Raw genomic sequence first — 22,632 nt, forward strand, 5'->3', positions numbered from 1 at the left:
ACCATGCGATGACCGATATCCAGATCCCCAAGCTCGGCATGAGCATGACCGAAGCGACGCTGACCGAGTGGCTGTTCGCCGATGGCGCGGAAGTGACCGAGGGCGTCGACCTGTACCTGATCGAAACCGACAAGAGCACCACCGAGATCCAGGCGCCCGCATCGGGGCGCCTGTCGATCATCGCGGCGGCGGGGGAGGTCTATCCGGTCGGGGAGCTGATCGCGCGGATCGAATAGGCGTTACGCCGCTGCCTTCGTTGCTGCCCAGGTCGCCGGCGGGAAGGCCGGGACCGCGCCGGTGCGCTGCATTTCGAACAGGAATGTTTCCGCCTCGGTGCGGGCCTCGCCCTTTACCGCGCCGATGATCAGCAGCAGCATGTTCTCGGTCAGGCGCTGCAGATATTCCTCGTCGCCGAGCCGCCCCAGACACCAGTCGTTGATCGTCGAATACTGGACGTTGGCCATGGTGTCGGCGAGGTGATCGATGCTGACCCAGTCCTGCAACTGGTCCTTGCTGCGCAGCACGTCGAGCCATTCCCGGATACGCACCAGCGACATGTGCTGCAGCGTCTGCCAGACGTCGCGCGGCGTGTTGGGGCCGAAATAGATGGCGCACACCGCCTTGGTATAGTTGCGGACGCCAAAGTTGCGGCGGTTGATCGCGATGGTGCGGTCGAGCACGCCGGCGACAGTATCCTGGTCGGTGCGATGCCGGACATGGCCGTTGAAATCGTCGAAAGCCTGGCGGATGGCGATGGCGATGACGCGATCCTTGCTGTGGAAAGCGTTGTACAGGGTGCGGTGGGCAATGCCGGCGCGGACGCACAATTCACGCACGCTGAAGTTTTCGAAACCGACCTCGGCGATGATCTTGCGCGCTTCCTTGAGGATGCGGCGCCGGCGATCGAGGATCGACGGACTTGAATAGAGCAGCGGTTTGTCGGGGTGTCCTGCAAGGGCGGCGTGCCGGGCATTTGTCATTGCGTGCGATGTTCCTGAAACATTCGTTAGAGCCTAGCATTTGTGATTGGCAGCGCCAAGCCGTGCAGTTTTCGCCTGTTCGGCCATCTGAATCGCTAAGTCACTGCTTTTCATGAGCTGCAATCCGGCGTACGGCTGGCGGCGGGAAAATGCCGCAGATTGTATGGGTGTCGGCTCTCGGGTAGAAACTAGCACGCTGCGCAAATTCAGGACCTCGCCTTGGACTTTTCCCTATCCCCGGAACAGCAGCTGCTGCAGGACGCGCTCGCGACCTATTTGGCGCGTCACCATGATCTCGAGGCGCGCCGGGTGCTGCTCGTCGACGGCCGGCGCCGGGCCGCGGTGTGGCAGGACTTGGCCGGCGAGCTCGGCCTGTTCGGCTCGGCAGTGCCGGCCGAACTGGAGGGCTTTGGCGGCGGCCCCGTCGAAACCATGCTGATCATGGAAAAGTTCGGCGAGGCGCTGCTGGTAGTGCCGTATCTAGAATGCGTCACCCTGGCGACGGCGTTGCTGCGGCCGGCCGGTGCCGCCGTGCGCGACACGGTGGCGGGGATTGTCGACGGGCGCCTCAGGATCGCGCCGGCGCTGCACGAGGACGGTGGACGTTTCAATCTTGCCCATATCGAGACACGTATCGCGGGCGGCCGGTTGTCGGGCGCCAAGATCGCGGTCGCCGGGGCGGCCGATGCGACGCATTTCCTCGTCAGCGCGCGAACCCCCGACGGCACCGCGGTGCTGGCGCTGGTCGCCGTCGAGGCGGCCGGGCTGGCACGGCAGGATTATGCCTTCATCGACGGCCGCAGCGCCGCCGACCTTACCTTTGACGGCACGCCGGCGACGGCCGTCGATGTCGGCGGCGACGCGCTGCCGGTAATCGAACGCTCCGTCGACGAGGCCATTGCCGGGCTGTGTGCGGAGGCATTGGGCGTCATGGAGACGGCGCTGGCGTTGACGGTCGATTATGCCCGGCAGCGGCAGCAGTTCGGCAAGGCAATCGGGCAGTTCCAGGCGCTGCAGCACCGCATGGTCGACATGCGGACCCAGATCGAGCTGTCGCGGTCGCTGACGCTGATGGCGACGCTCAGCCTCGACGCGCCGCGCGACGAGCGGCGCAAGGCGGTGTCGGCGGCCAAGGCCTATGTATCGGACGCGTTGCGCATTGTCGGACAGGGCGCGGTACAGATCCACGGCGGTATCGGCACCACCGACGAAATCGCCATTTCGCATTATTTCCGGCGGGCAACGGTGATGGAGAGCCAGTTCGGTTCGGCGGCGCATCACCTGAAACTGATGGCGGCGGTGAGCGAATAGCTCAGCCCTTCGGGCCGGTCCCATAGTCCCCGAATTCGGCGTCGCGCACATCGAGCGCCTGCTTCACGCCCTCGCGCATCTTGCCCATATACGCCCGCGATGCGCCGGTGTGCCAGCCGAGGCCGTGCAGTTCGGTGCCGGCGCGCAGACCGGCGCGCAGGCCCATGGCCTCCATCTGGCGATGCACGAGCCGCTTGTTGAGCTGCGCCAGTTCGGGGTCGACCCTGGCGATGCGGCTTGCCATCGCGAGCACCTCCTCCTCCAGCCGGTCGAGCGGGAAGGCGCGGTTGGCGAATTGCAGGCGGACGGCCTCGATGCCGGATATCGAATTGCCGGTCAGCATCAGCTCCATGCCGGCGCGCATGCCCATCAGCCAGGGGTAGAACTGGTTGTCGGGCGGGCTCATCGTCCGGACCGCCGGATAGCCGACTTGGGCGTCCTCGGCGACATAGACAAGGTCGCAGGCGAAGGCGAGTTCGGAGCCGCCGGCGAGGCACCAGCCATGGACCTGGGCGATGATCGGCTTGGCGAGGTCCCACATGCGGAAGCAACCTTCGACGACATGCCGCGCCCATTGCGCCTGGTTGCCGGCGGTGTGGAAGGGCAGCGGCCCGACGCCGGCGAGGTCATAGCCCGATGAAAAACAGGTGCCGGCGCCGCGGATGACGATGACGCGTACCTCGGGGTCGGTGTCGGCCGCTTCCAGCGCCGCGAACAGCGCGCCGCGCAGCTGGTTGGACAGGGCGTTGCGCTTGGCGGGGCGGTTGAGCGTCAGCCGCCGCACGCCGGGCGCCGGGTCGTCGTGCAGCAGCACCGGGTCGTCGGTCATGGCTTGCCTCCGTCTTGCGAAGGCAGGGTACAGCGCGGTCGGGCAGGCGGCGTCCTGCCCTTTCGCCTAGGTCGCCCCCTATTTTCCCGGCGGCAGCGGATAGACCGGATAGGCGGGCCGCCGCGACTCCACGGGAGGCGCCTTTTTCAGCGCCTCCATCGCCAGCGCGACGGCGGTGTCGAGCTGCGGATCCTGGCCCCTGGCGACCAGCGCCGGTTCCTGGTCGATGCGGTGGTCGGGTTCGACGCCGTGGTTTTCGACATCCCATTCGCTCTTGGGGCTGAAGAAGGCGACCGACGGGCTGGTGACGCTGCCGCCATCGATCAGCGGCGGGATCGGGCCGATGCCGACGAGGCCGCCCCAGGTGCGCTTGCCGACAAGGGGGCCGAGGCCGCGGTCACGGAACAGCCAGGGCAGCATGTCGCCGCCGGAGCCGGCCGATTCGTTGATGACCATGACCTTGGGGCCGGGGATGGCGGCATAGGGGGTGCGTTCGGTGGCGCCATAGCGCGGCTGGAAATAGTTGGTCGTCTTTCGCGCGAGGACGTCGACGATATAGTCTGCGGCCTGGCCGCCGCCGTTGAAGCGATCGTCGACGATGACCCCGGATTTGTCGGTCTGGGCGAAGAAATAGCGGTTGAAGCTGGTGAAGCCGCCATAGCCGGTATCGGGCAGATAGACATAGGCGAGCTTGCCGCCCGACAGTTCGTCGACGCGGCGCCGGTTGCCGTCGATCCAGTCGAGGTTGCGCAGCTGCGCCTCGCTGGCGACGGGTACCACCGTCACCTGCCGCGGCAGGCCTCCGCCGGCCGGCGCAATGCCGAGGATGACCGCCTGGCGGGCCATGCCCTCCAGCGGCTGCTGGATGTCGGTGGCGGCGGTCAGGTCGTTGCCATTGATGGTGACGATGCAGTCGCCGGGCGCGATATTAAGGCCGGGCTGGGCCAGTGGCGCATTGGCATCGGGCGACCAGCTGCCGCCGTCGTAGATCTTGGTGATGCAATAGCGGTTGTTGCGGACGGCATAGTCGGCGCCGAGCAGCCCGCCCGGCACGCGCCTGGCCGCCGGGATGGCGCCGCCGGAGCCGCGCAGATGGCCGACCGACAGGCCGGTCAGCATTTCCTGGAAGACATAGTTGAGGTCGGACCGCGACTGCACCCCGGCGAGATAGGGCTGCAGCCGTTTTTCGGCGGCCGCCATGTCATAGCCGTGGAAATTGGGATCGTAGAAATAGGACCGTTGGATGCGCCAGATTTCCCGGAACATCTGGGTCCATTCGGCCGGCGGATCGGCGCGGACGGCGAGCGCGTCCAACTTCAGCCGGGTCTCGGCATCGCCGGGCTTGAGCGGGGCGTCGGCGCCGGCAATGACATAGCTCGGCTGCGGGCGGGCGCCCGGCGCCGGCGGCGGGCCGGCAGGCGCATAACCAACAAGCAGCTTTTCGCCATTGGCGCTGACTTCGAAACGCTCGACGTTTTCGGCGAGCGTCGTCGTCTTCTTGCCCTCGATCGTCCAGCGCTTCAGCGTCGCCGCGGCGGGGGCATCCTCGTCGCTGTCGGCGCCTTCGCTGGCGGCCAGCAGGAACAGCGTGCCGGGCTTGCCGGCCTGGAGGTCGCGATATTCGCCCGGCGGCAACGGCAGCGCGGAGATGCGGCGGGCGATGGCGGCGGGGGTGAGGCCGGCGAGGTCGACGATGACGGGGGGGACGGCCGGCTTGGCAACCTTGTCGGATTTTTCCGCGGGCTTGGCGGCCTCGACCTTTTCGTCGTTGGTCTCGGGCGCCACCGGTGATCCGGTGCCGCGGGCGAGCGCCAGCGCATAGACCGACGCGGTGGGGCGATAGAGGTCGCTCGACATGTCGAGGCCCTGGCGGGTGGCGCCGGCATCGTTGCTGGCGAGGAAATACAGATACTTGCCGCTGCGATCGAATGTCGGGAAGCTGACATTGGCGGCGGTGTCGGTCAGCTGCATGGTCTTGCCGGTGGCGACCGAGTGCAGCATCAGCACCTGGAAATGGTTGGCGGCGGTGCGCGGAAAGGCGAGCCACGCCGAATCCGGCGACCAGGCCATGCCCTCCGGCGACGCGGAAAAACCGCCGAAGCTGTCGGGGTCGGCGACGCGGGTCAGCTTGCCGGTGACGAGGTCGAGCAGCAGCGTGTTGAGCTTGTTGTCGCGAAAGGCGATCTTTTTCGAATCGGGCGACCAGAGCGGATCGAAATAATAGGTCGGCTCGGCATCGAGCTTGTAGGTGCGCAGGGCCCCTTTGCCGCGATCGCCGGCGTCGCTGGCGCCGGTCTGCGCGGCGACGTGGAGGGCATAAAGCCCGCTTTCGTCGGAGAAATAGGCGATCGACTGGCCATCGGGGCTCCAGACGGGGGAGCGTTCCATGACGCCGGGCGAGTTGGAGATGTTGCGGATGACGCCGTCCTTGGCCGGCACCGACAAGATCTCGCCATGCGCCTCCACGACGGCGCGCAGGCCGGTGGGGGAGATGTGGACCGCCTGCACCTCGTCGGCAACGTTGAGGATGCGGGCGCGGACATCGGGCATGTCGCCTTCGACGCTGATCGCCAGCCGCTGCGGCGCGGCGCCGGGGGTGAGGGTGTAGAGCTCGCCGAGGCGATCGAAGACGAGTTCGCGGCCGTCGGTGGCGAGCGAGCGGACGTTGGCGGGGCCGGGGTTCTGCCAGACTTCCGCCACCGCCTTGGTCGCGGGGTCATAGGAGAAGACGCCGATCGGGCCGTTGCGGCCCGACAGGAAATAGAGCTTGCCGCCGAGCCACACGGGCGAAAAGTCGGCAGCCTCGGTGTGCGGCACCTGGGTTGTCGCCAGCCCGTCGAGCGTCACCAGTGCGATGGTGCCGGCCTGGCCGCCGCGGTAATTGCCCCAGGCGACATAGCGGGTGAAATCGGCCGAAAACGCCGGCGCCAGCGGGTTGTAGGCGATGGTGCCGCCATCCGGGGACAATGTGCCGGAGAATGCCATCGGCAGCGGCAGCACTTTCGCCTGGCCGCCGGCGGCGGGAAGTTCGAAGATCTGGGTGTAGCGGCTGGCGCTGCTGCGGTTCGACCGGAACAGGATTCGCTGGCCATCGGGCGACCAGGCGACGGCGCTGTCCGCGGCGGGGTGCCAGGTCATCCGCTTCGGCACGCCGCCGCTGGCCGGCACGGTGTAGACATCGACATTGCCGTCGTAATCGCCGGTGAAGGCGATGGTGCGGCCGTCGGGGGAGAAGATCGGGGCGCTTTCGACGCCGACGCCGGTGGTCAGCCGGGTCGCGGCGCCGCCGGATTTTGGCGCGGTCCACAGGTCGCCGGCATTGACGAAGGCGACGCGGTCGCCGCTGATTGCCGGCTGCTGCAGGATGCGCGGCGCCGGTTGCGCCAGTGCCGCCGTCGCGACGCCGCCGAGCGCCGCCGCCAATATCGCCTTGATGGTCATGTCTTGCCCCCGTCCCCAGCGCAATGGTTTGGGCCATTGCCGGGTGCGTTGCAACCGCGGCTGCGGCGATGGTGATGGACTTGAAGCGGTTACGTAATCGTCCCGGTGGTCACGGGACTTTGCAACTGTCATCGACGCACTGTAAGGCCGTGCCGGTGACGGCCGTCCTTGCGTTTCAGGGCCGGAAAGTCGTCGAGGAGTGACTATGCTGCAGGTTTCGCGCGCGGACGTGGTTTCCGATCCCTTTCCGCATGTGATCAAGCAGGGGATCCTGCCCGATGCCCTGTTCGCCCGGCTGCGCGCCGATTTTCCCGACGAGACCGTGTTCGCCGGCCAGAAGGGCGAAAGCGGCACGTCGGGGAGCCGCACCGGATCGGGCTTCGACATCTATCGCGGCGACAGTTCGTTCGACGCGCTGGTCGCCCGCTCCGACGCCTGGCGGGAATTCGCCGAATTCCTCAATTCGGAGAAATTCGCCGACACGTTCCGCGATATCTTTGCCGATCATCTGGACAGCATCGGCCTGAAGGTCGACATCGCCAATTCGCACGTCGATCCCGCCTATGCCGAGCCGCGCGCGGTGATGAGCGAGACGGCGACCTTCAAGGATCGTGTCGACGGCGTCGCCAACAAGCTGCTGGCGCCGCTGCGCAGCCCCAAGCCGACGCCGCTGTTCACCCGGCTCGACATCCACAAGAGCATGGGCGGCTATGCCAAGGTGCCGCATTGCGACCGGCCCAACCGGCTGTGCTCGCTGATCGTCTATTTCACCGATGCCGAGGCGGTCGGGCTGGAGGGCGGCGACCTGTCGATCTTCAAGCACAAGCAGGTCAAGCCCGTGGAGGATTACGAGCGCCACCCGCGGCCGGCCGATGTCGATCGTGTCGCGACGCTGTCGCCAAAGGCCAATCTGGGCGTGTTCTTCCCGTGCATGAACAACAGCTATCACGGGGTCAGCGCGGTCACGTCCAAGGGCGTGGCGCGGGATTTCCTCTACATCAATATTTCGGGGCGGAAATCGAGCCTCTGGTAGGGCTTGGGATTCGCTAAGAGGGCGGGCCTGGCAATCGAGCTGTCACCCCGGCGAAGGCCGGGGCCCATGGATCACCATTTCGGGTACTGATGTGCGCTTTACCCGCCGGGATAGCGGGGGAGTGGGCACCCGTGTGACGGAGATTGTGGTTCATGGGCCCCGGCCTTCGCCGGGGTGACAGGTGTCTGGGTTGACCGCTCCGGGCCCTACAGCCCCTTGCTGATCGCCGTATCCAGGTTCGAACGCACCGCCTCGAAGAACTTCTCGGTCGTCATCCAGGCCTGGTCGGGGCCGATCAGCAGCGCCAGGTCCTTGGTCATCGCACCCGATTCGACCGTTTCGATGCAGACCCGCTCCAGCGTCTCGGCGAACTTCGTCACCTCCGGGGTGCCGTCGAGCTTGCCGCGATGCTTGAGGCCGCCGGTCCAGGCGAAGATCGAGGCGATCGGGTTGGTGCTGGTCGGCTTGCCTTCCTGATGCATGCGGTAATGGCGGGTGACGGTGCCGTGCGCCGCCTCGGCCTCCACGGTGTTGCCATCGGGTGTCATCAGGATCGAGGTCATCAGGCCCAGCGAGCCGAAGCCCTGCGCGACCATGTCGGACTGGACGTCGCCGTCGTAGTTCTTGCAGGCCCAGATGAACTTGCCCGACCATTTCAGCGCGCTGGCGACGAGGTCGTCGATCAGGCGATGTTCATAGACGATGCCAAGTTTGCGATACTGCGCCTTGAAATCATTGTCATAGATTTCCTGGAACAGGTCCTTGAAGCGGCCGTCATAGGCCTTCAGGATGGTGTTCTTGGTCGACAGGTACACCGGCCACTGGCGGGCGATGCCATAGTTCAGGCAGGCGCGGGCGAAATCGCGGATCGAGTCGTCGAGGTTGTACATGCCCATCGCGACGCCGGCGCTGGGGTATTCGAAGACCTCGTGCTCGATGGTCTCCGCGCCGTCCTGGCTGACCCATTTCATCATCAGCTTGCCGGGGCCGGGGACGAGGAAATCGGTGGCGCGATACTGGTCGCCAAAGGCATGGCGGCCGATGACGATGGGGTCTGTCCAGCCCGGGATCAGGCGCGGCACCGACTTGATGACGATGGGTTCGCGGAAGACGACACCGCCCAGGATGTTGCGGATGGTGCCGTTCGGCGATTTCCACATGCGCTTCAGGCCGAATTCCTTCACCCGCGCCTCGTCCGGGGTGATGGTGGCGCATTTGACGCCGACGCCGACCTCGCGGATGGCGTTGGCCGAGGCGACCGTCACCTTGTCGTCGGTCTCGTCGCGATGCTCGATGCCGAGGTCGAAATACATCAGCTCGATATCGAGATAGGGCAGAATGAGCTGCTCGCGGATCCACTGCCAGATGATTCGCGTCATCTCGTCGCCATCGAGCTCCACGACGGGGTTCTTGACCTTGATCTTCGCCATGCTGTCCTCGAGGCTTTCTTTATGTGGGCACCGTCTAGGGTGCCGATGCGGCAGGGGTCAAGAATGGCCGTCGGTCGGCGGTGGAATTGCCGGCGGCAGCAGCGCACCCAGCGCCGCCAGGTCGGGCAGCAGGGCGGCGAGCCTTGGCAGGTCGGGCGGAGCATAGCCTTCCGCGGCGAGATGGCCGAGCAGCGCCAGCAGTGGCGTCCAATAGCCGTTGGCGCCCATCAGCCAGATCGGCTTGTCATGGATGCCGAGTTCGCGCCAGGTCATCGATTCGAACAGCTCGTCGAGTGTGCCGATGCTGCCGGGCAGGGCGAGGATGGCATCGGCGCAGGCGTGCATCAGCGCCTTGCGCTCGTGGAGGGTCGCGACGACGTGCATCTCGCTGAGGCCGGCCTGGGCGATTTCCGCCGTCATCAGCGCCTGCGGGATGATGCCGATCACGGTGCCGCCGGCGGCCAGCGCCGATCGCGCCGCCAGCCCCATCAGGCCGACGCCGCCGCCGCCGTAAACCAGCGCGACGCCGCGTTCGGCGAGCAGGCGCCCGAGCGCCACCGCCAGCGCCGCCTGGGCCGGATCATGGCCGGTGCGCGACCCGCAGAACAGCAGCAGCGAGCGGATCATCTTGTCTCCCACGGGGTCGCAGGCGGGCGGCAGGATTTGCCGCCGCCGTGTGGCTCCGCTAGAGCACCAACATGAGCGAACTTCCAACTGAAATCGAAACCATCCCGGAACAGCCGCTGCCGATCGTGCCGGGGGAATCGGCGCGCTACAAGATGCCGCCGATGCATCCCGAGGGGCGCAAGTTCGTCGGCATCGCCGCGGTCGCGGTGCTGGTGACGGGCTTTGTTCTCAACCTTTCCGCCATCGCCTGGCTGCTGACCGGGCTGACGGTGTGGATCGCGGCCTTCTTTCGTGATCCGGTGCGCGTCACTTCGACCGATCCCGGGCTGATCGTGTCGCCCGCCGACGGCCTCGTCAGCCTGATCACCACCGTCGAGCCGCCGCGCCAGCTGGCCGGGGAGGGCGGGCTGCCACCCGGGCCGTGCGTGCGCGTTTCGGTGTTCATGAGCGTGTTCGACGTCCACATCAATCGCTCGCCGATCGCCGGCACCTGCACCCGCATCGTCTATGTGCCGGGCAAGTTCCTCAACGCCGACCTCGACAAGGCCAGCGACGATAACGAGCGCCAGTATTTCATCGTCGAGGATGCCGTAGGCACGCGCGTCGCCTTCACCCAGATCGCCGGGCTGGTGGCGCGCCGCATCATGCGCTTCATCGAACCGGGCACCCGGCTGACGGTCGGCGAGCGCATCGGCCTCATCCGCTTCGGCAGCCGCGTCGATGTCTATCTGCCGGCGGGCTATGTGCCGGCGGTGATCGTCGGCCAGCGCGCCACGGCGGGGGAAACGATCCTGGCGCGGCTCGGCGAAGGCCTGACGCTGCCGCGCGGCATCGCCCAGTGAGCGACAAGCCGGCGGGCGAAACCGGTCTGCCCGACGGCCACGTGCCGGGGCCGCGCCGTGCCGGCATCCCGCTGCGCGCCGTCATCCCCAATGCCGTCACCGTGCTGGCGCTGTGCTTCGGCTTGACCGGCGTGCGCTTTGCCATCGCCGGCGAATGGGAAAAGGCGGTGGGCGCGATCATCGTCGCGGCGGTGCTCGATGGCATCGACGGGCGCGTCGCCCGGCTGTTGAAGGCCAATACGCGTTTCGGGGCCGAGCTTGATTCGCTGTCCGACGTGACGGCGTTTGGCGTGGCGCCGGCGCTGATCGTCTATCTCTGGTCGCTGCAATATCTGCCCGGCATCGGCTGGGTCATCGCGCTGGCCCATGCCGTGACCTGTGCGCTGCGGCTGGCGCGTTTCAACGCCCAGATCGATGCCGCCGACCAGCCCCACAAGCGTGCCGGCTATCTGACCGGCATCCCGGCGCCGATCGCTGCCGCGTTGACGCTGAGCCCGTTGTTCCTGACTTTCTGGCTGGAGCCGGTCATTCTTGCCGACCTGCGCGTCCGCTACACGCTCGTCGCCATTGTCGTCGTCACCGTGTCGTTCCTGATGGCATCAAGCCTGCCGACCTACAGCTGGGGTTCGATCCGGCTGCGCGCTTCGCAGCGGCTGCCGGCGCTGGTCGGGGTCGGGCTGTTCGCGGGGGCGCTGTTTTCGGCCCCCTGGCTGACACTGACATTGCTTGCCGCTGCCTATGCGGCGTCGGTGCCGTTCGCCATCCGCAGCTATGCGAGACTGAAGCGCCGCGAAGCCGCCGCCGTTACGCCCGCCTGACGCCCCGCGGGACGGCCGCCGAGCGCCGCGAGCAGGTCACCGGCACGATTGCCGAGCATCGCCAGGATCGCCGCATAGACCGCGGCGAACGCCATCATCGTCAGCACGCTCAAGATCATCGTCATTGCTGTCGTCCCCTGTTGGACGACGATAATGTTCCCGTTATGTTCTGTTTGTCAAGCCCGGCCATTCACGGCTAACAAGAACGCAAGAAATTCGGGGAGATGACGATGCTGGGCACGATGCAGGATTGGCCGCTGCTGGTCTGGAAGCTGATCGACCATGCCGCGACCTTTCACGGCGACCGCGAGGTCGTCAGCCTGACCTGCGAGGGCGGCAAGCATCGCAGCAACTGGGCGACGGTGCGTGGGCGCGCTCGGCAGGTGGCGGCGGCGCTGCGGGGCATGGGCATCGTGCCGGGCGACCGGGTCGCGACGCTGGCCTGGAACACCTATCGCCATGTCGAAAGCTGGTACGGCATATCGGGCATGGGCGGGGTGGCGCACACGATCAACCCGCGGCTGTTCGACGACCAGATCGTCTATATCGCCAACCATGCCGAGGACCGGGTACTGTTTTTCGACCTGACCTTCATCAAGCTGGTGGAGCGCCTGGCGCCGCGCTTCACGACGATCGAGCATTATGTGCTGCTGACCGATCGCGCCCATATGCTGGCGGACACGACGCTCGATCTAACTTGCTACGAGGACTTCATCGCTGGTGAATCGGTCGATGCACCCTGGACCGAGCTCGATGAAAAGGCCCCGGCCGGACTCTGCTATACCAGCGGCACCACCGGCAATCCCAAGGGCGTGCAGTACAGCCACCGGTCGAACGTGCTCCACGCCATGGCGGCGAGCATGACCGACACGTTCGGCATGGGTGCCCGGACGACGGTGCTGCCGATCGCGCCGATGTACCATGCCAACGCCTGGAGCATGCCCTATACCGCCGCCGCCTGCGGGGCGAAGCTGGTGCTCAACGGTCCCAATTTCGACGCGCCGACGCTGCAGGAATTGATCGTATCGGAGGATGTCGACCTCGCGCTGGCGGTGCCGACCGTGTGGCTGTCGATGCTGCAGCACCTGGAAGCGACCGGCGGCAATCTGGGCAAGCTGGAGCGCACCGCCATCGGTGGCTCGGCGGTGCCGCGCAGCATGATCGAAAGCTTCGACAAGCTGCACGGCGTGCGCGTGCTGCAGCTGTGGGGCATGACCGAGATGTCGCCGCTGGGCACCGTCGGGTCGCCGCATCCGCAAGTCCATGCAATGGGTTATGACGAACAGCTCGACTATCGTATCAAGCAGGGCCGAGGCATCTTCGGGGTCGAGATGAAGATCGTCGGCGAGGATGGCGCCGAGCTTGTGCGCGACGGCAAGGCCTTTGGGCGGCTGCTGGTCAGGGGGCCGTGGATCGTCGAAAGCTATTTCAAGGGCGACGGCGGCCAGGTCTTGGATACCGAGGGCTGGTTCGATACCGGCGATGTCGCGACGCTGTGCCCGCTCGGCTACATGCAGATCGTCGACCGGTCGAAGGATGTCATCAAGTCGGGCGGCGAATGGATCAGCTCGATCGACCTCGAAAATGCGGCGGTCGGGGCGCCTGGTGTGGCGGAGGCGGCCGTCATCGGCATTCACCATCCGAAATGGGACGAGCGGCCGCTTTTGCTGGTGCGTCAGAAAGACGGCGCAACCGTCACGAAAGACAGCGTTCTTGCCTATCTCGACGGGCGCATCGCGAAGTGGTGGATGCCCGACGAGGTGCTGGTCGTCGACGAGCTGCCCCACACTGCCACCGGCAAGTTACTGAAGACCGAATTGCGCGACCGCTACAAGGACTACCGTTTTCCGGGTGCCTGACGTCAGGCGCTCGCCGCGATGACGACGGCAACGAAGAGCGAGCCGATGCCGGCGAGGAAGCTGCGGTCGGCCCAGCGGCTGGGCCAGCCTTCGGTCCGGTCATCGCGGATTGCCAGGTACGACAATATGCAGCTCGCCAGCAGCAGCAGGGCGGCGCACCAGGCGGTTTCATCGGCCCAGCTTCCGTTGCGGCCGGTCAGCTTCAACCCGGTGATCAGGATGAAGCAGATCCCGAGCAGGTTCGAGGCGGCGTTGAGGATGTTGGGATGGCGGTTCATGCGGCGCTCCGGTCTTTGCTCCTGATAGGCGACGCCGCACGGAATGCTACAGGAGTTGCAACTGGTCGCTGGGGACGCGGAACCGGGTGCAATCGAGTTCGAGGCGGCGCTGGTCGAGTCCGTGCTTCGCCCGCGCCTTGTGGAAGCGGGTGCGCATCAGTTCGGCATAGGCGCCCTGGGCCTTGAAGCGGTCGAAGAAGCGCGGGTCGTTGTCCTTGCCGCCGCGCATTTCGGTGATGTGCGACATGACGCGGGCGGCGCGATCGGGGTGGTGGGTGGCGAGCCAGTCACGGAACAGCGGCGCGACCTCGTAGGGCAGCCGCACGGCGAGCGAGAAGGCGCCCACCGCGCCGGCATCGGCTGCAGCGGCAACGATGGCCTCGACTTCATGATCGGTGATGGCGGGGATGACCGGCGAGATCGACACCCAGACCGGGATGCCGGCATCGGTCAGCCGGCGGATGGCGGCCAGGCGACGGTGCGGCGCCGGGGCGCGGGGTTCGAGGCTGCGCGCCGTTGCCGGATCCAGCGAGGTCACCGACAGCATGACAGCGGCGAGGCCATCGGCGGCCATCGGTCCCAGCAGGTCGATATCGCGGATGACGCGGTCGGACTTGGTGGTGATCGTGACCGGGTGACGGAACTCCGCAAGCACTTCGAGGACCTGGCGGGTAATGCGCCAGTCGCGCTCGATAGGTTGGTAAGGATCGGTATTGGTGCCCAATGCCAGCGGCTTGCAGACGTAACTTCGCCTGGAAAGTTCGGTGCGGAGTAGTGCCGGCGCGTCGGGCTTGGCGAACAGCCGGCTTTCGAAATCGAGGCCCGGCGACAGGTTGTGAAAGGCATGGGTCGGCCGCGCGAAGCAGTAGATGCAGCCGTGCTCGCAGCCGCGATAGGCATTGAGCGAGCGGTCGAAGGCGATGTCGGGCGACTGGTTACGGGTGATGATCGAGCGCAGGCGCTCGACGGTCACTGTGGTGCGCAGCGGCGGCGGGCCGTCGTCGACGATGTGCTGGTCGTCGAGCCAGTCGCCGTCGGCGGCGCGGGCCCGGTCGTCGAAGCGTGCCGACGCGGTGTTGCGGGTGGCACCGCGGGCCGGGCGAGGCGGGGGAGGTGGCACGGCTGCACTCTAGTCGGCGCAGGAGAACAATACAAGAACATTGCCGATCAGTGATGGATAGTCTTCCTTCATATAACTCAAGGTGTTGATGCGATTATCTGACGAGGCGCGCATGAAGGTCTGTGCCCGACAACGCTCTTGGCCATTGACGCCTAACGCCGTGCGCGCACACGATGAGACAGGGAGAACGATGATGAAGATCACCGAACTGCAGGTCTGCCGTGACGACCTCGGCAGCATCGCGGCGATCGACCGTGACGTGACGGTCGGTGATGGCGAGGTGCTGCTGCGCATCGACCGCTTTGCGCTGACCGCGAACAACGTGACCTATGGGGCGCACGGCGTCGACATGGGTTACTGGCAGTTCTTCCCGGCCGACCAGGGCAAGGGCATCGTGCCGGTCTGGGGCTTTGCCACGGTCGTCGAGAGCCTGGCCGAGGGCATTGCCGACGGCACGCGCTATTACGGCTATTGGCCGATGGCGAGCCACGCGCTGCTGCTGCCGGCGCGGGTGTCGCCGCGTGGCTTCACCGACGCGGCCGCGCATCGCCTGCCGCTGCCGCCGGTGTACAACAACTATGTCGTCGCCAGCGCGGATTTCGGCCCGGAGACGATCCAGGCGCTGTTCCGCCCGCTCTACACCACCTCATTCGTTCTCGACGTGATGCTTGCCGAGCATCACGTCGACACGTTGGTGCTGACCTCGGCGTCGTCGAAGACGGCGCTCGGGCTGGCGCAGGCGGCGAAAGGGCGGCAGCGGATCATCGGGCTGACCTCGGCGGTGAACCGCGATTTCGTCGTCGGAACAGGCTATTACGACGATATTTTCACCTATGACGATATCGCGGCGCTCGGCGATATGGCGGGCCGCTTCGCGCTGGTCGATTTCTCCGGCAACGGCGTCGTTCGCCATGCCGTCCATGCGACGCTCGGCGAGCGGCTGGTCGAAAGCCATGTCGCCGGCGACACGCATTGGGATACCGCCAACACCGCCGACCTGCCGGGTGTCCAGGCGCAGTTGTTCTTCGCGCCGTCGGTCATCGTCGAGCGCATCGCGCAATGGGGTGCCGAGGGCTTCGAGGCGCGCCTTGCGGCGGCTTGGCAGCGCTTCATCGCCTCGACCGGCTGGCTCGAGGTCGTGGAGGCGAGCGGCGCCGAGGCGGTTGCGGCGCACTGGCAGGCGGTGTCGGCCGGTCAGGTCGACCCGGCGCAGGGGCTGGTGCTGACCGTCTGACGATGCTTGCGCCTAACAGCGAGGGCGCTAGACACGGAAAAAGACGTCAGGGGAGCGCGGACATTGGCAGCATCAGCGGCGGCGGCGGCAGGCGAAGTGGCGCTCGATCCGAAGCGCGACCGGCTCGTCATCGCCGCATCGTCGCTCGGCACCGTCTTCGAATGGTATGATTTTTTCGTCTACGGCATTTTGGCGGCGCTGCTCGGCAAGCTGTTCTTCACCACCGGCAACCCGACGACCGAGCTGCTGTTTTCGCTGTTCGCCTTTGCCATCGGATTTTTCTTCCGGCCGCTGGGTGCCGTCGTCTTCGGCTATTTCGGCGATCGCATCGGCCGGAAATACACGTTCCTCGTCACCATCACGCTGATGGGGCTGGCGACGGCGGCGATCGGCATGCTGCCGACCTTTGCCACCGCCGGCATCTGGGCGCCGATCCTGCTGCTGTCGCTGCGCACGCTGCAGGGCCTGGCGCTGGGCGGCGAATATGGCGGCGCCGCAATCTATGTCGCCGAGCATGCGCCCAAGGGCAAGCGCGGGCAATATACCAGCTGGATCCAGGCCTCGGTGGCGGGCGGCTTTCTGCTCAGCCTCATCGTCGTGCTCGGCACGCGGCACGCCATGAGCCCCGAGGCGTTCAACAGCTGGGGCTGGCGGGTGCCGTTCCTCATATCGCTGCTGATGCTGGCGATCTCGCTCTACATGCGGCTGAAATTGTCCGAAAGTCCGGTATTCCAGGCGATGAAGAACGCCGGCACGACATCGAAGAACCCGATCCTCGACAGCCTGAAGCACAAGGGCAACATCGGCACCATCTTGGTGTCGCTGTTCGGTGTCGCGGCGGGCCTGACGGTCATCTATTACACCTCGCAGTTCGGTACGTTGTATTTCCTGCAGGGGACGGCGCGGGTGCCCGAGGAACAGGCGCTCCTCTACATGGCGTGCGGGGCGCTGCTGGCGGCGCCCTTCTACGTCGGTTTCGGCTGGCTGTCGGACAAGGTCGGGCGCAAAAAGCTGCTGCTGCTGGGTTATGGGCTGACGCTGGTGCTGATCTTCCCGCTGTTCAGGCTGATGGCCGATGGCGCCAACCCGGCGCTGGAAACGGCGACGCGGATGTCGCCGGTGACGATCGAGCTGCCGGCCTGCGATTACAGCGTCTTCGTCAAGCCGGCGAGCGACTGTGCGCGGGCGCTCGATTACCTGACCAAGCGCGGTATCAGCTATTCGAAGCAGTCGGCGAGCGAACTGGCGGTCGTTGTCGGCGGCGCCCGGCTGACGGGCTTCGACAAGGACGGCTATACCGCGGCACTGGTCGCGGCCGGTTATCCCGACAAGGCCGATCCGGCGGCGATGACGCACTGGAAGATCATCCTGGCCGTCGCGGTCATGGTAGGCCTGTCGGCGATGACCTATGGCCAGGTCGCGGCGATCATGGTCGAGCTGTTCCCGGCGCGCATCCGCTATACCTCGATGTCGATCCCCTATCATATCGGCACCGGCTATTTCGGCGGCTTCTTGCCGGTCATCTCGCAGTATATCGTGGTGCAGACCGGCAACACCTATTCGGGGCTGTGGTACACCTTTGGCGTGGTGCTGATGGCGCTGATCGTTTGCGTGATCTGGCTGCCGGAGACGAAGGACCGCGACATCACCGTCTGATGCGGGGACTGCGCCCGCGGACGCCAGCAAGGGCGAATGCCATGGCCGATTGCATACGCCACCCGATCGCCGAGAGCGAAAAGCGGCTGCTCGGCGAGCTGCGCGCCTGGCGGCGCAACGTGCGCAAAAGCATCGCCGGGCCGCCGCCGCCGACGCTGACGACCGGCCAGCGCATCGCCGATACGGTCGCCGCGACGATGGGATCGTGGCGTTTCATCATCATCCAGTCGAGTATTCTCGTCGGCTGGATCGCATTGAACGTCACAGCCTATGTCAATCGTTGGGATCCCTATCCCTTCATCCTGCTCAACCTGGCGCTGTCGTTCCAGGCGGCCTATGCGGCGCCGTTCATCATGATGAGCCAGAACCGAAAGCAGGACATCGACCGCAAGGCGGCGGAGGATGATTACCGCATCAACGTGAAGGCCGAGCTGGAAATCGAGTTGCTGCACCAGAAGCTCGACCAGCTGCGCGAGCAGGAAGTCATGTCGCTGGCACGGGCTGTGCAGGAGCTGACCGGGCTGCTCAACCGGTCGGGTCTGTGCACGCCGCCGGCGGCGGCAACTGATCCGGCCTAGCGCGGCGGTGCCGGGCTGCGATCGACGCCGATGCTGCTGCGAACGATAACCGGCGCCAGGCAGCCGTCGACGGTGCGGAACACGGTGAGGACGTGCTGTGCCGGCGGCAGCAGGTCGAGCCGCCGGGCGCCCAGCGGCCTCAGCTCGCCGACGGGACGCGGCCCGACGGCGTTGCAGCGGCGCTGGTCGGGTGCCTCGATAGCCGCCGTCAGGACAAGCGCGGCAAGCGTGGCAGCTGCAACCTTGGCCAAGGGCATCGCAATAGCCTCCTGATCAGTTGCCGGCAGCATAGCATGATCGCTGCCGGCCGTCAGCGGCCCTTCCGCTTCTGGCAGGAGCGGATTGTGGCGAATTGGTTATGGTCGGGTTGCAATCAGGGAGATTTCGCATGGCCGGACCATTGGCGGGCATCAAGGTCGTCGACCTGTCGCAGATCGTGTCGGGGCCGATGGCGGCGGCGATGCTGGCCGACCAGGGCGCCGATGTCATCAAGGTCGAAAGCCCGGGCGGCGATCCGGTGCGCGGGCTGGGGCCCAGGAAGGGCGATCGGTCGGCGATGTTCATCGCGGTCAACCACGGCAAGCGCGGGCTGTCGATCGACCTGAAGACGGAAGGCGGCCGCGCCATCCTGGAGCGGCTGGTCGGCTGGGCCGATGTGCTGGTCGACAATTTCCGACCGGGCACCATGGAGCGGCTGGGGTTCGGGTCGGAGCGCTGTGCCGAGATCAACCCGCGGCTGATCTTTGCCTCGATCACCGGCTTTGGTCAGGACGGCCCCTACCGCAACATCCGGGTCTATGATCCGGTCGTCCAGGCGGTGAGTGGCATCGCCGCGACCCAGGTCGACAGCGAGGGGCGGGCGCAACTGGTGCGGACGCTGGTTGCCGACAAGGTGACGGCGGTGACCATGGCGCAGGCGATCACCGCGGCGCTGTTCCACCGCGAGCGGACGGGGGAGGCGCAGCGCGTCGACGTGGCGATGCTCGATGCGGCGCTGGCGTTCAACTGGCCGGAGGGGATGTACAACCACAGTTTCATCGACGATGCGCCGCCGCCGTCGCCCGAATATGGCGCGATGACCCGGCTATGGCCTTGCGCCGACGGGCAGGTGGCGATCGGCATGCTGCAGGGCGTGGAGTTCGTCGCGCTGATGCAGGCGCTGGGGCTCGACCATCTCGCCGGCGATGCGCGGCTGGGGACGGTCGGTGGCCGGATGCAGCACCAGGCCGAATGGGCACCGCAGGTCGCGGCGGCGATCGCAGGCCGGACCTGCGACGAGCTGATGGCGGGGTTCGTCCGCGAAGGCGCGGTGGGTGGCCGGGTCAACAGCTGCGCCGGGGTCGTCGATGATCCGCAGGTGCGGTTCAACGAGATCGTTGTCGAGATCGACCATGGATCGGACGGCCGGGTGCGCGGGGCGAGGCCGCCGGCGCGCTTTGGCCGCAGCCCGGCGCTGGTGTCGGGGCCGGCACCCCGCTTGGGGGAACATGGCGCCGCGGTGCTGGCGACGCTCGGTTATGACGCGGCAGAGGTGGCGGCCTTTGCGGCGGCGGGTGTGCTGCGCGGGTGATGCCCGGTCGTTGCTGGAACCCGGTGCCGTGACACTTATTTACCGTAACGGCTCTAGTCGGAGCCCGTTGGTGCCGTCATAGTTATTTGCAATGGATTGATGCGCCGGGCGCGGCTTCCCATATGCCGAAGCCAGAGAGTCCGGTTGCCTGGTTGGGGGCCGGAGTGGAGTAGTGGAATGACGATCGAAACCCATATCCTGCCCGTGCTGCCGCTGCGCGACATCGTCGTGTTCCCGCAGATGATCGTGCCGCTGTTCGTGGGGCGCGACAAATCGGTGAATGCGCTCGAAGCCGCGATGCAGGGCGACAAGACGGTGTTCCTGCTGTCGCAGAAGAACCCCGGCGATGAAGATCCGCAGGCCGACGACCTTTACGATGTCGGCACTGTCGCGACCGTGCTGCAGCTGCTGAAACTGCCCGATGGCACCGTCAAGGTGCTCGTCGAAGGGCAGTCGCGCGGTGGCTTGCAGGAACTGCGGGCAAAGGACGATTATCTCGAGGCGACCGTTGTCGAGCGCGAGGACAGCGAGACCGACCCGACCCAGGTCGAGGCGCTGCTGCGCTCTGCGGCCAAGCAGTTCGAATCCTATGTAAAGCTGAACCGCAAGACGGCGCCCGAGATTGCCGTGCAGATCGGCCAGATCGAGGATGCCGGCCGCTTTGCCGACACCGTCGCCGCAAATTTGGGCTTGAAGATTGCCGACAAGCAGGCGCTGCTCGCCGAACCCGATGTGATGAAGCGCCTTGAAAAGGTCTTCGCCCATATGGAAGGCGAGATGGGCGTGCTGCAGGTCGAGAAGAAGATCCGCAACCGCGTCAAGCGGCAGATGGAGAAGACCCAGCGCGAATATTACCTCAACGAGCAGATGAAGGCGATCCAGCGCGAGTTGGGCGAGGGCGACGAGGCCAAGGACGAGGCCACCGAGTTCGAGGAGAAGATCGCCAAGGCCAAGCTGCCCAAGGAAGCCCGCGACAAGGCGATTTCGGAGCTGAAGAAGCTGAAGGCGATGGCGCCGCAGTCGGCCGAGGCGACTGTCGTGCGCAACTATCTCGATGTCATGCTCGGGCTGCCGTGGGGCAAGAAGTCCAAGGTCAAGCGCGATATCGTGGCTGCGCAAAAGGTGCTCGACGACGACCATTATGGCCTCGAAAAGGTCAAGGACCGGATCATCGAGTATCTGGCCGTGCAGGCGCGCACGTCGAAGTTGAAGGGGCCGATCCTGTGCCTCGTCGGCCCGCCGGGCGTCGGCAAGACCTCACTCGGTCGTTCGATCGCCAAGGCGACGGGGCGTGAATTCGTGCGCCAGTCGCTGGGCGGCATGCGCGACGAGGCGGAAATCCGCGGCCACCGCCGGACCTACATCGGCTCGATGCCCGGCAAGGTCATCCAGAACCTCAAGAAGGCCGGCACCGGCAACCCGCTGTTCCTGCTCGACGAGATCGACAAGCTCGGCCAGGATTTCCGCGGCGATCCGTCGTCGGCGCTGCTCGAGGTGCTCGATCCGGAACAGAATAAGGCGTTCAACGACCATTATCTGGAGGTCGATTACGACCTGTCGGACGTGATGTTCGTGACGACGGCCAACAGCCTCAACATGCCGCAGCCGCTGCTCGATCGCATGGAGATCATCCAGCTGTCGGGCTATACCGAGGACGAAAAGGTCGAGATCGCCAAGCGCCACCTGCTCGACAAGCAGTATGAGGCGCATGGCCTGAAGCAGGCCGAGTTCGCGGTGACCGATGCGGCGCTGCGCGACCTCATCCGCTATTACACGCGGGAGGCCGGGGTGCGGACGCTGGAGCGCGAGCTCGCCAAGCTGGCGCGCAAGTCGCTGCGGCGCATCCTGGAGGGGAAGACCAAGTCGGTTACCGTCGATGCCGATAACCTGGCCGAGTTCTCCGGGGTGCGGAAGTATCGGTTCGGCGTCGGCGAGGCCGATGACCAGATCGGTGCGGTGACGGGCTTGGCCTGGACCGAAGTCGGCGGCGAGTTGCTGACCATCGAGGCGGTGACGGCGCCCGGCAAGGGGCTGGTCAAGACGACCGGCAAGCTGGGCGACGTGATGACCGAGTCGATTTCGGCGGCGCTGTCGTTCACCAAGGCGCGGGCCGTGCAATACGGAATCAAGCCGTCGCTGTTCGAGAAGAAGGACATCCACGTCCATGTTCCCGAAGGCGCCACGCCCAAGGATGGCCCGTCGGCGGGTGTCGCGATGGTCGTTGCCATCGTGTCGACGTTGACTGGCATCCCGGTCCGCAAGGACGTGGCGATGACCGGGGAGGTGACGCTGCGCGGCCGTGTGCTGCCGATCGGCGGCCTGAAGGAAAAGCTGCTGGCGGCGCTGCGGGGCGGCATCACCACGGTGTTCATCCCGCAGGAGAACGAGAAGGACCTGGCCGATATTCCGACCAATGTCACCGAGGGCCTGACCATCATACCGGTCAGCCATGCCGACGAGGTACTGGCGCTGGCGCTGACGCTGCCGCTGGTGCCGATCGAATGGTCGGAGCCCGAGGAGCTTGCCGTCAGCCCCAACCCGGCGGTGGTCGTCGAACCGGCGGTTCGACATTAAATCGCCGATAACCGGCAAAGAATCGTAAATTCGGCACGGCCCGGCGGGGTCGTGCCGTTTTTGCACCAGTCTTGCTTTGACAGGCTGTGGCGGCCCGCCATGATGGCTTTTCAATGCTGCGCCAGGGGTTCTCGAGTCGATGAACAAGCAGGATCTGGCCATCAGGGTGGCCGACGCAACCGGCCTTGCTCGCGCCGATGCGGCGCGTGCAATCGACGCCCTGCTCGATACCATCACCGATGCCCTGTCCCGGGGTGAGGAGGTGCGGCTGGTCGGCTTCGGCAACTTCGTCGCCGGTCAGCGCAAGGCCTCGACGGGCCGCAATCCGCGCACCGGCGAGCCGATGGACCTGGCCGCCAGCGTCATCCCCAAGTTCCGCGTCGGCCGCAATCTCAAGGACGCCTGCAACAGCGACGCCTGAACCTTGGGCCCGGCGGCGGGGCGCGTCGCAC

21 protein-coding genes are annotated in these 22,632 nt (G+C 66.2%); 12 read left to right on the forward strand and 9 right to left on the reverse strand.

Going from position 1 to position 22,632, the window contains the following annotated elements:
• The first annotated feature begins 8 nt into the window (after window positions 1–8).
• Complete coding sequence (locus tag ACP7AI_RS02215) at window positions 9–236, forward strand: lipoyl domain-containing protein (RefSeq protein WP_426163593.1); 228 nt, start codon at window positions 9–11, stop codon at window positions 234–236.
• A 3-nt stretch (window positions 237–239) separates the two neighbouring features.
• Here ACP7AI_RS02215 and ACP7AI_RS02220 read toward each other — a convergent pair whose 3' ends face one another.
• Window positions 240–980 carry a TetR/AcrR family transcriptional regulator gene (locus ACP7AI_RS02220; RefSeq protein ID WP_426163595.1) on the reverse strand — a complete coding sequence of 247 codons (741 nt, stop codon included), beginning with the start codon at window positions 978–980 and terminating at the stop codon, window positions 240–242.
• A gap of 219 nt (window positions 981–1,199) precedes the next feature.
• On the opposite strand from ACP7AI_RS02220, the gene ACP7AI_RS02225 reads away from it, so the two are divergent.
• A complete protein-coding gene (locus tag ACP7AI_RS02225; RefSeq protein ID WP_426163597.1) occupies window positions 1,200–2,291 on the forward strand; it encodes an acyl-CoA dehydrogenase family protein in 1,092 nt (363 codons plus the stop codon).
• A 1-nt stretch (window position 2,292) separates the two neighbouring features.
• On the opposite strand, the gene ACP7AI_RS02230 is transcribed toward ACP7AI_RS02225, so the two are convergent.
• Both ACP7AI_RS02230 and ACP7AI_RS02235 read right to left on the reverse strand, forming a co-directional pair.
• Window positions 2,293–3,120, reverse strand: a complete 828-nt coding sequence (locus ACP7AI_RS02230) for an enoyl-CoA hydratase-related protein (RefSeq protein WP_426163600.1) — start codon at window positions 3,118–3,120, stop codon at window positions 2,293–2,295.
• Between the two features lie 78 nt (window positions 3,121–3,198).
• On the reverse strand, window positions 3,199–6,561 hold the full coding sequence (locus tag ACP7AI_RS02235) for a S41 family peptidase (RefSeq protein ID WP_426163602.1): 3,363 nt from the start codon (window positions 6,559–6,561) through the stop codon (window positions 3,199–3,201).
• A 205-nt stretch (window positions 6,562–6,766) separates the two neighbouring features.
• Between ACP7AI_RS02235 and ACP7AI_RS02240 the strand changes: the two genes are divergently transcribed.
• Window positions 6,767–7,594 carry a 2OG-Fe(II) oxygenase gene (locus tag ACP7AI_RS02240; RefSeq protein WP_426163604.1) on the forward strand — a complete coding sequence of 276 codons (828 nt, stop codon included), beginning with the start codon at window positions 6,767–6,769 and terminating at the stop codon, window positions 7,592–7,594.
• Window positions 7,595–7,800: 206 nt separating this feature from the next.
• On the opposite strand, the gene ACP7AI_RS02245 is transcribed toward ACP7AI_RS02240, so the two are convergent.
• On the reverse strand, window positions 7,801–9,024 hold the full coding sequence (locus tag ACP7AI_RS02245) for an NADP-dependent isocitrate dehydrogenase (RefSeq protein WP_426163606.1): 1,224 nt from the start codon (window positions 9,022–9,024) through the stop codon (window positions 7,801–7,803).
• Between the two features lie 57 nt (window positions 9,025–9,081).
• Complete coding sequence (locus ACP7AI_RS02250) at window positions 9,082–9,651, reverse strand: TIGR00730 family Rossman fold protein (RefSeq protein WP_426163608.1); 570 nt, start codon at window positions 9,649–9,651, stop codon at window positions 9,082–9,084.
• A 71-nt stretch (window positions 9,652–9,722) separates the two neighbouring features.
• Between ACP7AI_RS02250 and ACP7AI_RS02255 the strand changes: the two genes are divergently transcribed.
• Together ACP7AI_RS02255 and ACP7AI_RS02260 are read left to right on the forward strand one after the other, a co-directional pair.
• Entirely contained in the window at window positions 9,723–10,493 is a 771-nt protein-coding gene (locus tag ACP7AI_RS02255; protein ID WP_426163611.1) for a phosphatidylserine decarboxylase, read from the forward strand.
• Window positions 10,490–11,311, forward strand: coding sequence for a CDP-alcohol phosphatidyltransferase family protein (locus ACP7AI_RS02260; protein ID WP_426163614.1), 822 nt, complete (start codon window positions 10,490–10,492; stop codon window positions 11,309–11,311). The genes ACP7AI_RS02255 and ACP7AI_RS02260 overlap by 4 nt, the downstream gene beginning before the upstream one ends.
• Here ACP7AI_RS02260 and ACP7AI_RS02265 read toward each other — a convergent pair.
• Window positions 11,263–11,436 carry a hypothetical protein gene (locus ACP7AI_RS02265; RefSeq protein ID WP_426163616.1) on the reverse strand — a complete coding sequence of 58 codons (174 nt, stop codon included), beginning with the start codon at window positions 11,434–11,436 and terminating at the stop codon, window positions 11,263–11,265. The two genes, ACP7AI_RS02260 and ACP7AI_RS02265, sit on opposite strands and share 49 nt — an antisense overlap.
• Before the next feature lie 99 nt (window positions 11,437–11,535).
• Here ACP7AI_RS02265 and ACP7AI_RS02270 point away from each other — a divergent pair, with 99 nt between their 5' ends.
• Window positions 11,536–13,170, forward strand: coding sequence for a long-chain-fatty-acid--CoA ligase (locus tag ACP7AI_RS02270; RefSeq protein WP_426163619.1), 1,635 nt, complete (start codon window positions 11,536–11,538; stop codon window positions 13,168–13,170).
• 2 nt (window positions 13,171–13,172) lie between these two features.
• Here ACP7AI_RS02270 and ACP7AI_RS02275 read toward each other — a convergent pair whose 3' ends face one another.
• Together ACP7AI_RS02275 and ACP7AI_RS02280 are read right to left on the reverse strand one after the other, a co-directional pair.
• Window positions 13,173–13,448: a hypothetical protein gene (locus ACP7AI_RS02275; RefSeq protein ID WP_426163621.1), complete on the reverse strand. Its 276-nt coding sequence runs from the start codon at window positions 13,446–13,448 to the stop codon at window positions 13,173–13,175.
• Between the two features lie 46 nt (window positions 13,449–13,494).
• Window positions 13,495–14,568: a PA0069 family radical SAM protein gene (locus ACP7AI_RS02280; RefSeq protein ID WP_426163623.1), complete on the reverse strand. Its 1,074-nt coding sequence runs from the start codon at window positions 14,566–14,568 to the stop codon at window positions 13,495–13,497.
• Between the two features lie 193 nt (window positions 14,569–14,761).
• Here ACP7AI_RS02280 and ACP7AI_RS02285 point away from each other — a divergent pair, with 193 nt between their 5' ends.
• The 3 genes from ACP7AI_RS02285 to ACP7AI_RS02295 all read left to right on the forward strand — a co-directional run bounded on the left by ACP7AI_RS02285 (window position 14,762) and on the right by ACP7AI_RS02295 (window position 18,036).
• On the forward strand, window positions 14,762–15,802 hold the full coding sequence (locus ACP7AI_RS02285; RefSeq protein WP_426163626.1) for a DUF2855 family protein: 1,041 nt from the start codon (window positions 14,762–14,764) through the stop codon (window positions 15,800–15,802).
• Window positions 15,803–15,865: 63 nt separating this feature from the next.
• The gene (locus ACP7AI_RS02290; RefSeq protein ID WP_426163628.1) at window positions 15,866–17,458 is read left to right on the forward strand and encodes an MFS transporter; all 1,593 of its coding nucleotides are present in this window, start codon (window positions 15,866–15,868) and stop codon (window positions 17,456–17,458) included.
• 41 nt (window positions 17,459–17,499) lie between these two features.
• Window positions 17,500–18,036: a DUF1003 domain-containing protein gene (locus tag ACP7AI_RS02295; protein WP_426163630.1), complete on the forward strand. Its 537-nt coding sequence runs from the start codon at window positions 17,500–17,502 to the stop codon at window positions 18,034–18,036.
• On the opposite strand, the gene ACP7AI_RS02300 is transcribed toward ACP7AI_RS02295, so the two are convergent.
• Complete coding sequence (locus tag ACP7AI_RS02300) at window positions 18,033–18,287, reverse strand: hypothetical protein (protein ID WP_426163632.1); 255 nt, start codon at window positions 18,285–18,287, stop codon at window positions 18,033–18,035. The genes ACP7AI_RS02295 and ACP7AI_RS02300 overlap by 4 nt on opposite strands.
• Window positions 18,288–18,424: 137 nt before the next feature.
• On the opposite strand from ACP7AI_RS02300, the gene ACP7AI_RS02305 reads away from it, so the two are divergent.
• The 3 genes from ACP7AI_RS02305 to ACP7AI_RS02315 all read left to right on the forward strand — a co-directional run bounded on the left by ACP7AI_RS02305 (window position 18,425) and on the right by ACP7AI_RS02315 (window position 22,601).
• Complete coding sequence (locus ACP7AI_RS02305) at window positions 18,425–19,606, forward strand: CaiB/BaiF CoA transferase family protein (protein ID WP_426163634.1); 1,182 nt, start codon at window positions 18,425–18,427, stop codon at window positions 19,604–19,606.
• A gap of 177 nt (window positions 19,607–19,783) precedes the next feature.
• Window positions 19,784–22,180, forward strand: coding sequence for an endopeptidase La (lon, locus tag ACP7AI_RS02310; RefSeq protein WP_426163636.1), 2,397 nt, complete (start codon window positions 19,784–19,786; stop codon window positions 22,178–22,180).
• A gap of 139 nt (window positions 22,181–22,319) precedes the next feature.
• On the forward strand, window positions 22,320–22,601 hold the full coding sequence (locus ACP7AI_RS02315) for an HU family DNA-binding protein (protein ID WP_426163638.1): 282 nt from the start codon (window positions 22,320–22,322) through the stop codon (window positions 22,599–22,601).
• Window positions 22,602–22,632: the final 31 nt, after the last annotated feature.

This window comes from Sandarakinorhabdus sp. DWP1-3-1 (assembly GCF_049896705.1).
In the GTDB taxonomy this organism is placed as follows: domain Bacteria; phylum Pseudomonadota; class Alphaproteobacteria; order Sphingomonadales; family Sphingomonadaceae; genus Sandarakinorhabdus.

Coding starts and splice junctions, on each gene's coding strand:
- ACP7AI_RS02215 (WP_426163593.1), top strand. CDS start 9: ATGACCGATATCCAGATCCCCAAGCTCGGCATGAGCATGACCGAAGCG.
- ACP7AI_RS02220 (WP_426163595.1), bottom strand. CDS start 980: ATGACAAATGCCCGGCACGCCGCCCTTGCAGGACACCCCGACAAACCG.
- ACP7AI_RS02230 (WP_426163600.1), bottom strand. CDS start 3,120: ATGACCGACGACCCGGTGCTGCTGCACGACGACCCGGCGCCCGGCGTG.
- ACP7AI_RS02235 (WP_426163602.1), bottom strand. CDS start 6,561: ATGACCATCAAGGCGATATTGGCGGCGGCGCTCGGCGGCGTCGCGACG.
- ACP7AI_RS02240 (WP_426163604.1), top strand. CDS start 6,767: ATGCTGCAGGTTTCGCGCGCGGACGTGGTTTCCGATCCCTTTCCGCAT.
- ACP7AI_RS02245 (WP_426163606.1), bottom strand. CDS start 9,024: ATGGCGAAGATCAAGGTCAAGAACCCCGTCGTGGAGCTCGATGGCGAC.
- ACP7AI_RS02250 (WP_426163608.1), bottom strand. CDS start 9,651: ATGATCCGCTCGCTGCTGCTGTTCTGCGGGTCGCGCACCGGCCATGAT.
- ACP7AI_RS02255 (WP_426163611.1), top strand. CDS start 9,723: ATGAGCGAACTTCCAACTGAAATCGAAACCATCCCGGAACAGCCGCTG.
- ACP7AI_RS02265 (WP_426163616.1), bottom strand. CDS start 11,436: ATGACGATGATCTTGAGCGTGCTGACGATGATGGCGTTCGCCGCGGTC.
- ACP7AI_RS02270 (WP_426163619.1), top strand. CDS start 11,536: ATGACGATGCTGGGCACGATGCAGGATTGGCCGCTGCTGGTCTGGAAG.
- ACP7AI_RS02275 (WP_426163621.1), bottom strand. CDS start 13,448: ATGAACCGCCATCCCAACATCCTCAACGCCGCCTCGAACCTGCTCGGG.
- ACP7AI_RS02285 (WP_426163626.1), top strand. CDS start 14,762: ATGAAGATCACCGAACTGCAGGTCTGCCGTGACGACCTCGGCAGCATC.
- ACP7AI_RS02295 (WP_426163630.1), top strand. CDS start 17,500: ATGGCCGATTGCATACGCCACCCGATCGCCGAGAGCGAAAAGCGGCTG.
- ACP7AI_RS02305 (WP_426163634.1), top strand. CDS start 18,425: ATGGCCGGACCATTGGCGGGCATCAAGGTCGTCGACCTGTCGCAGATC.
- lon (WP_426163636.1), top strand. CDS start 19,784: ATGACGATCGAAACCCATATCCTGCCCGTGCTGCCGCTGCGCGACATC.
- ACP7AI_RS02315 (WP_426163638.1), top strand. CDS start 22,320: ATGAACAAGCAGGATCTGGCCATCAGGGTGGCCGACGCAACCGGCCTT.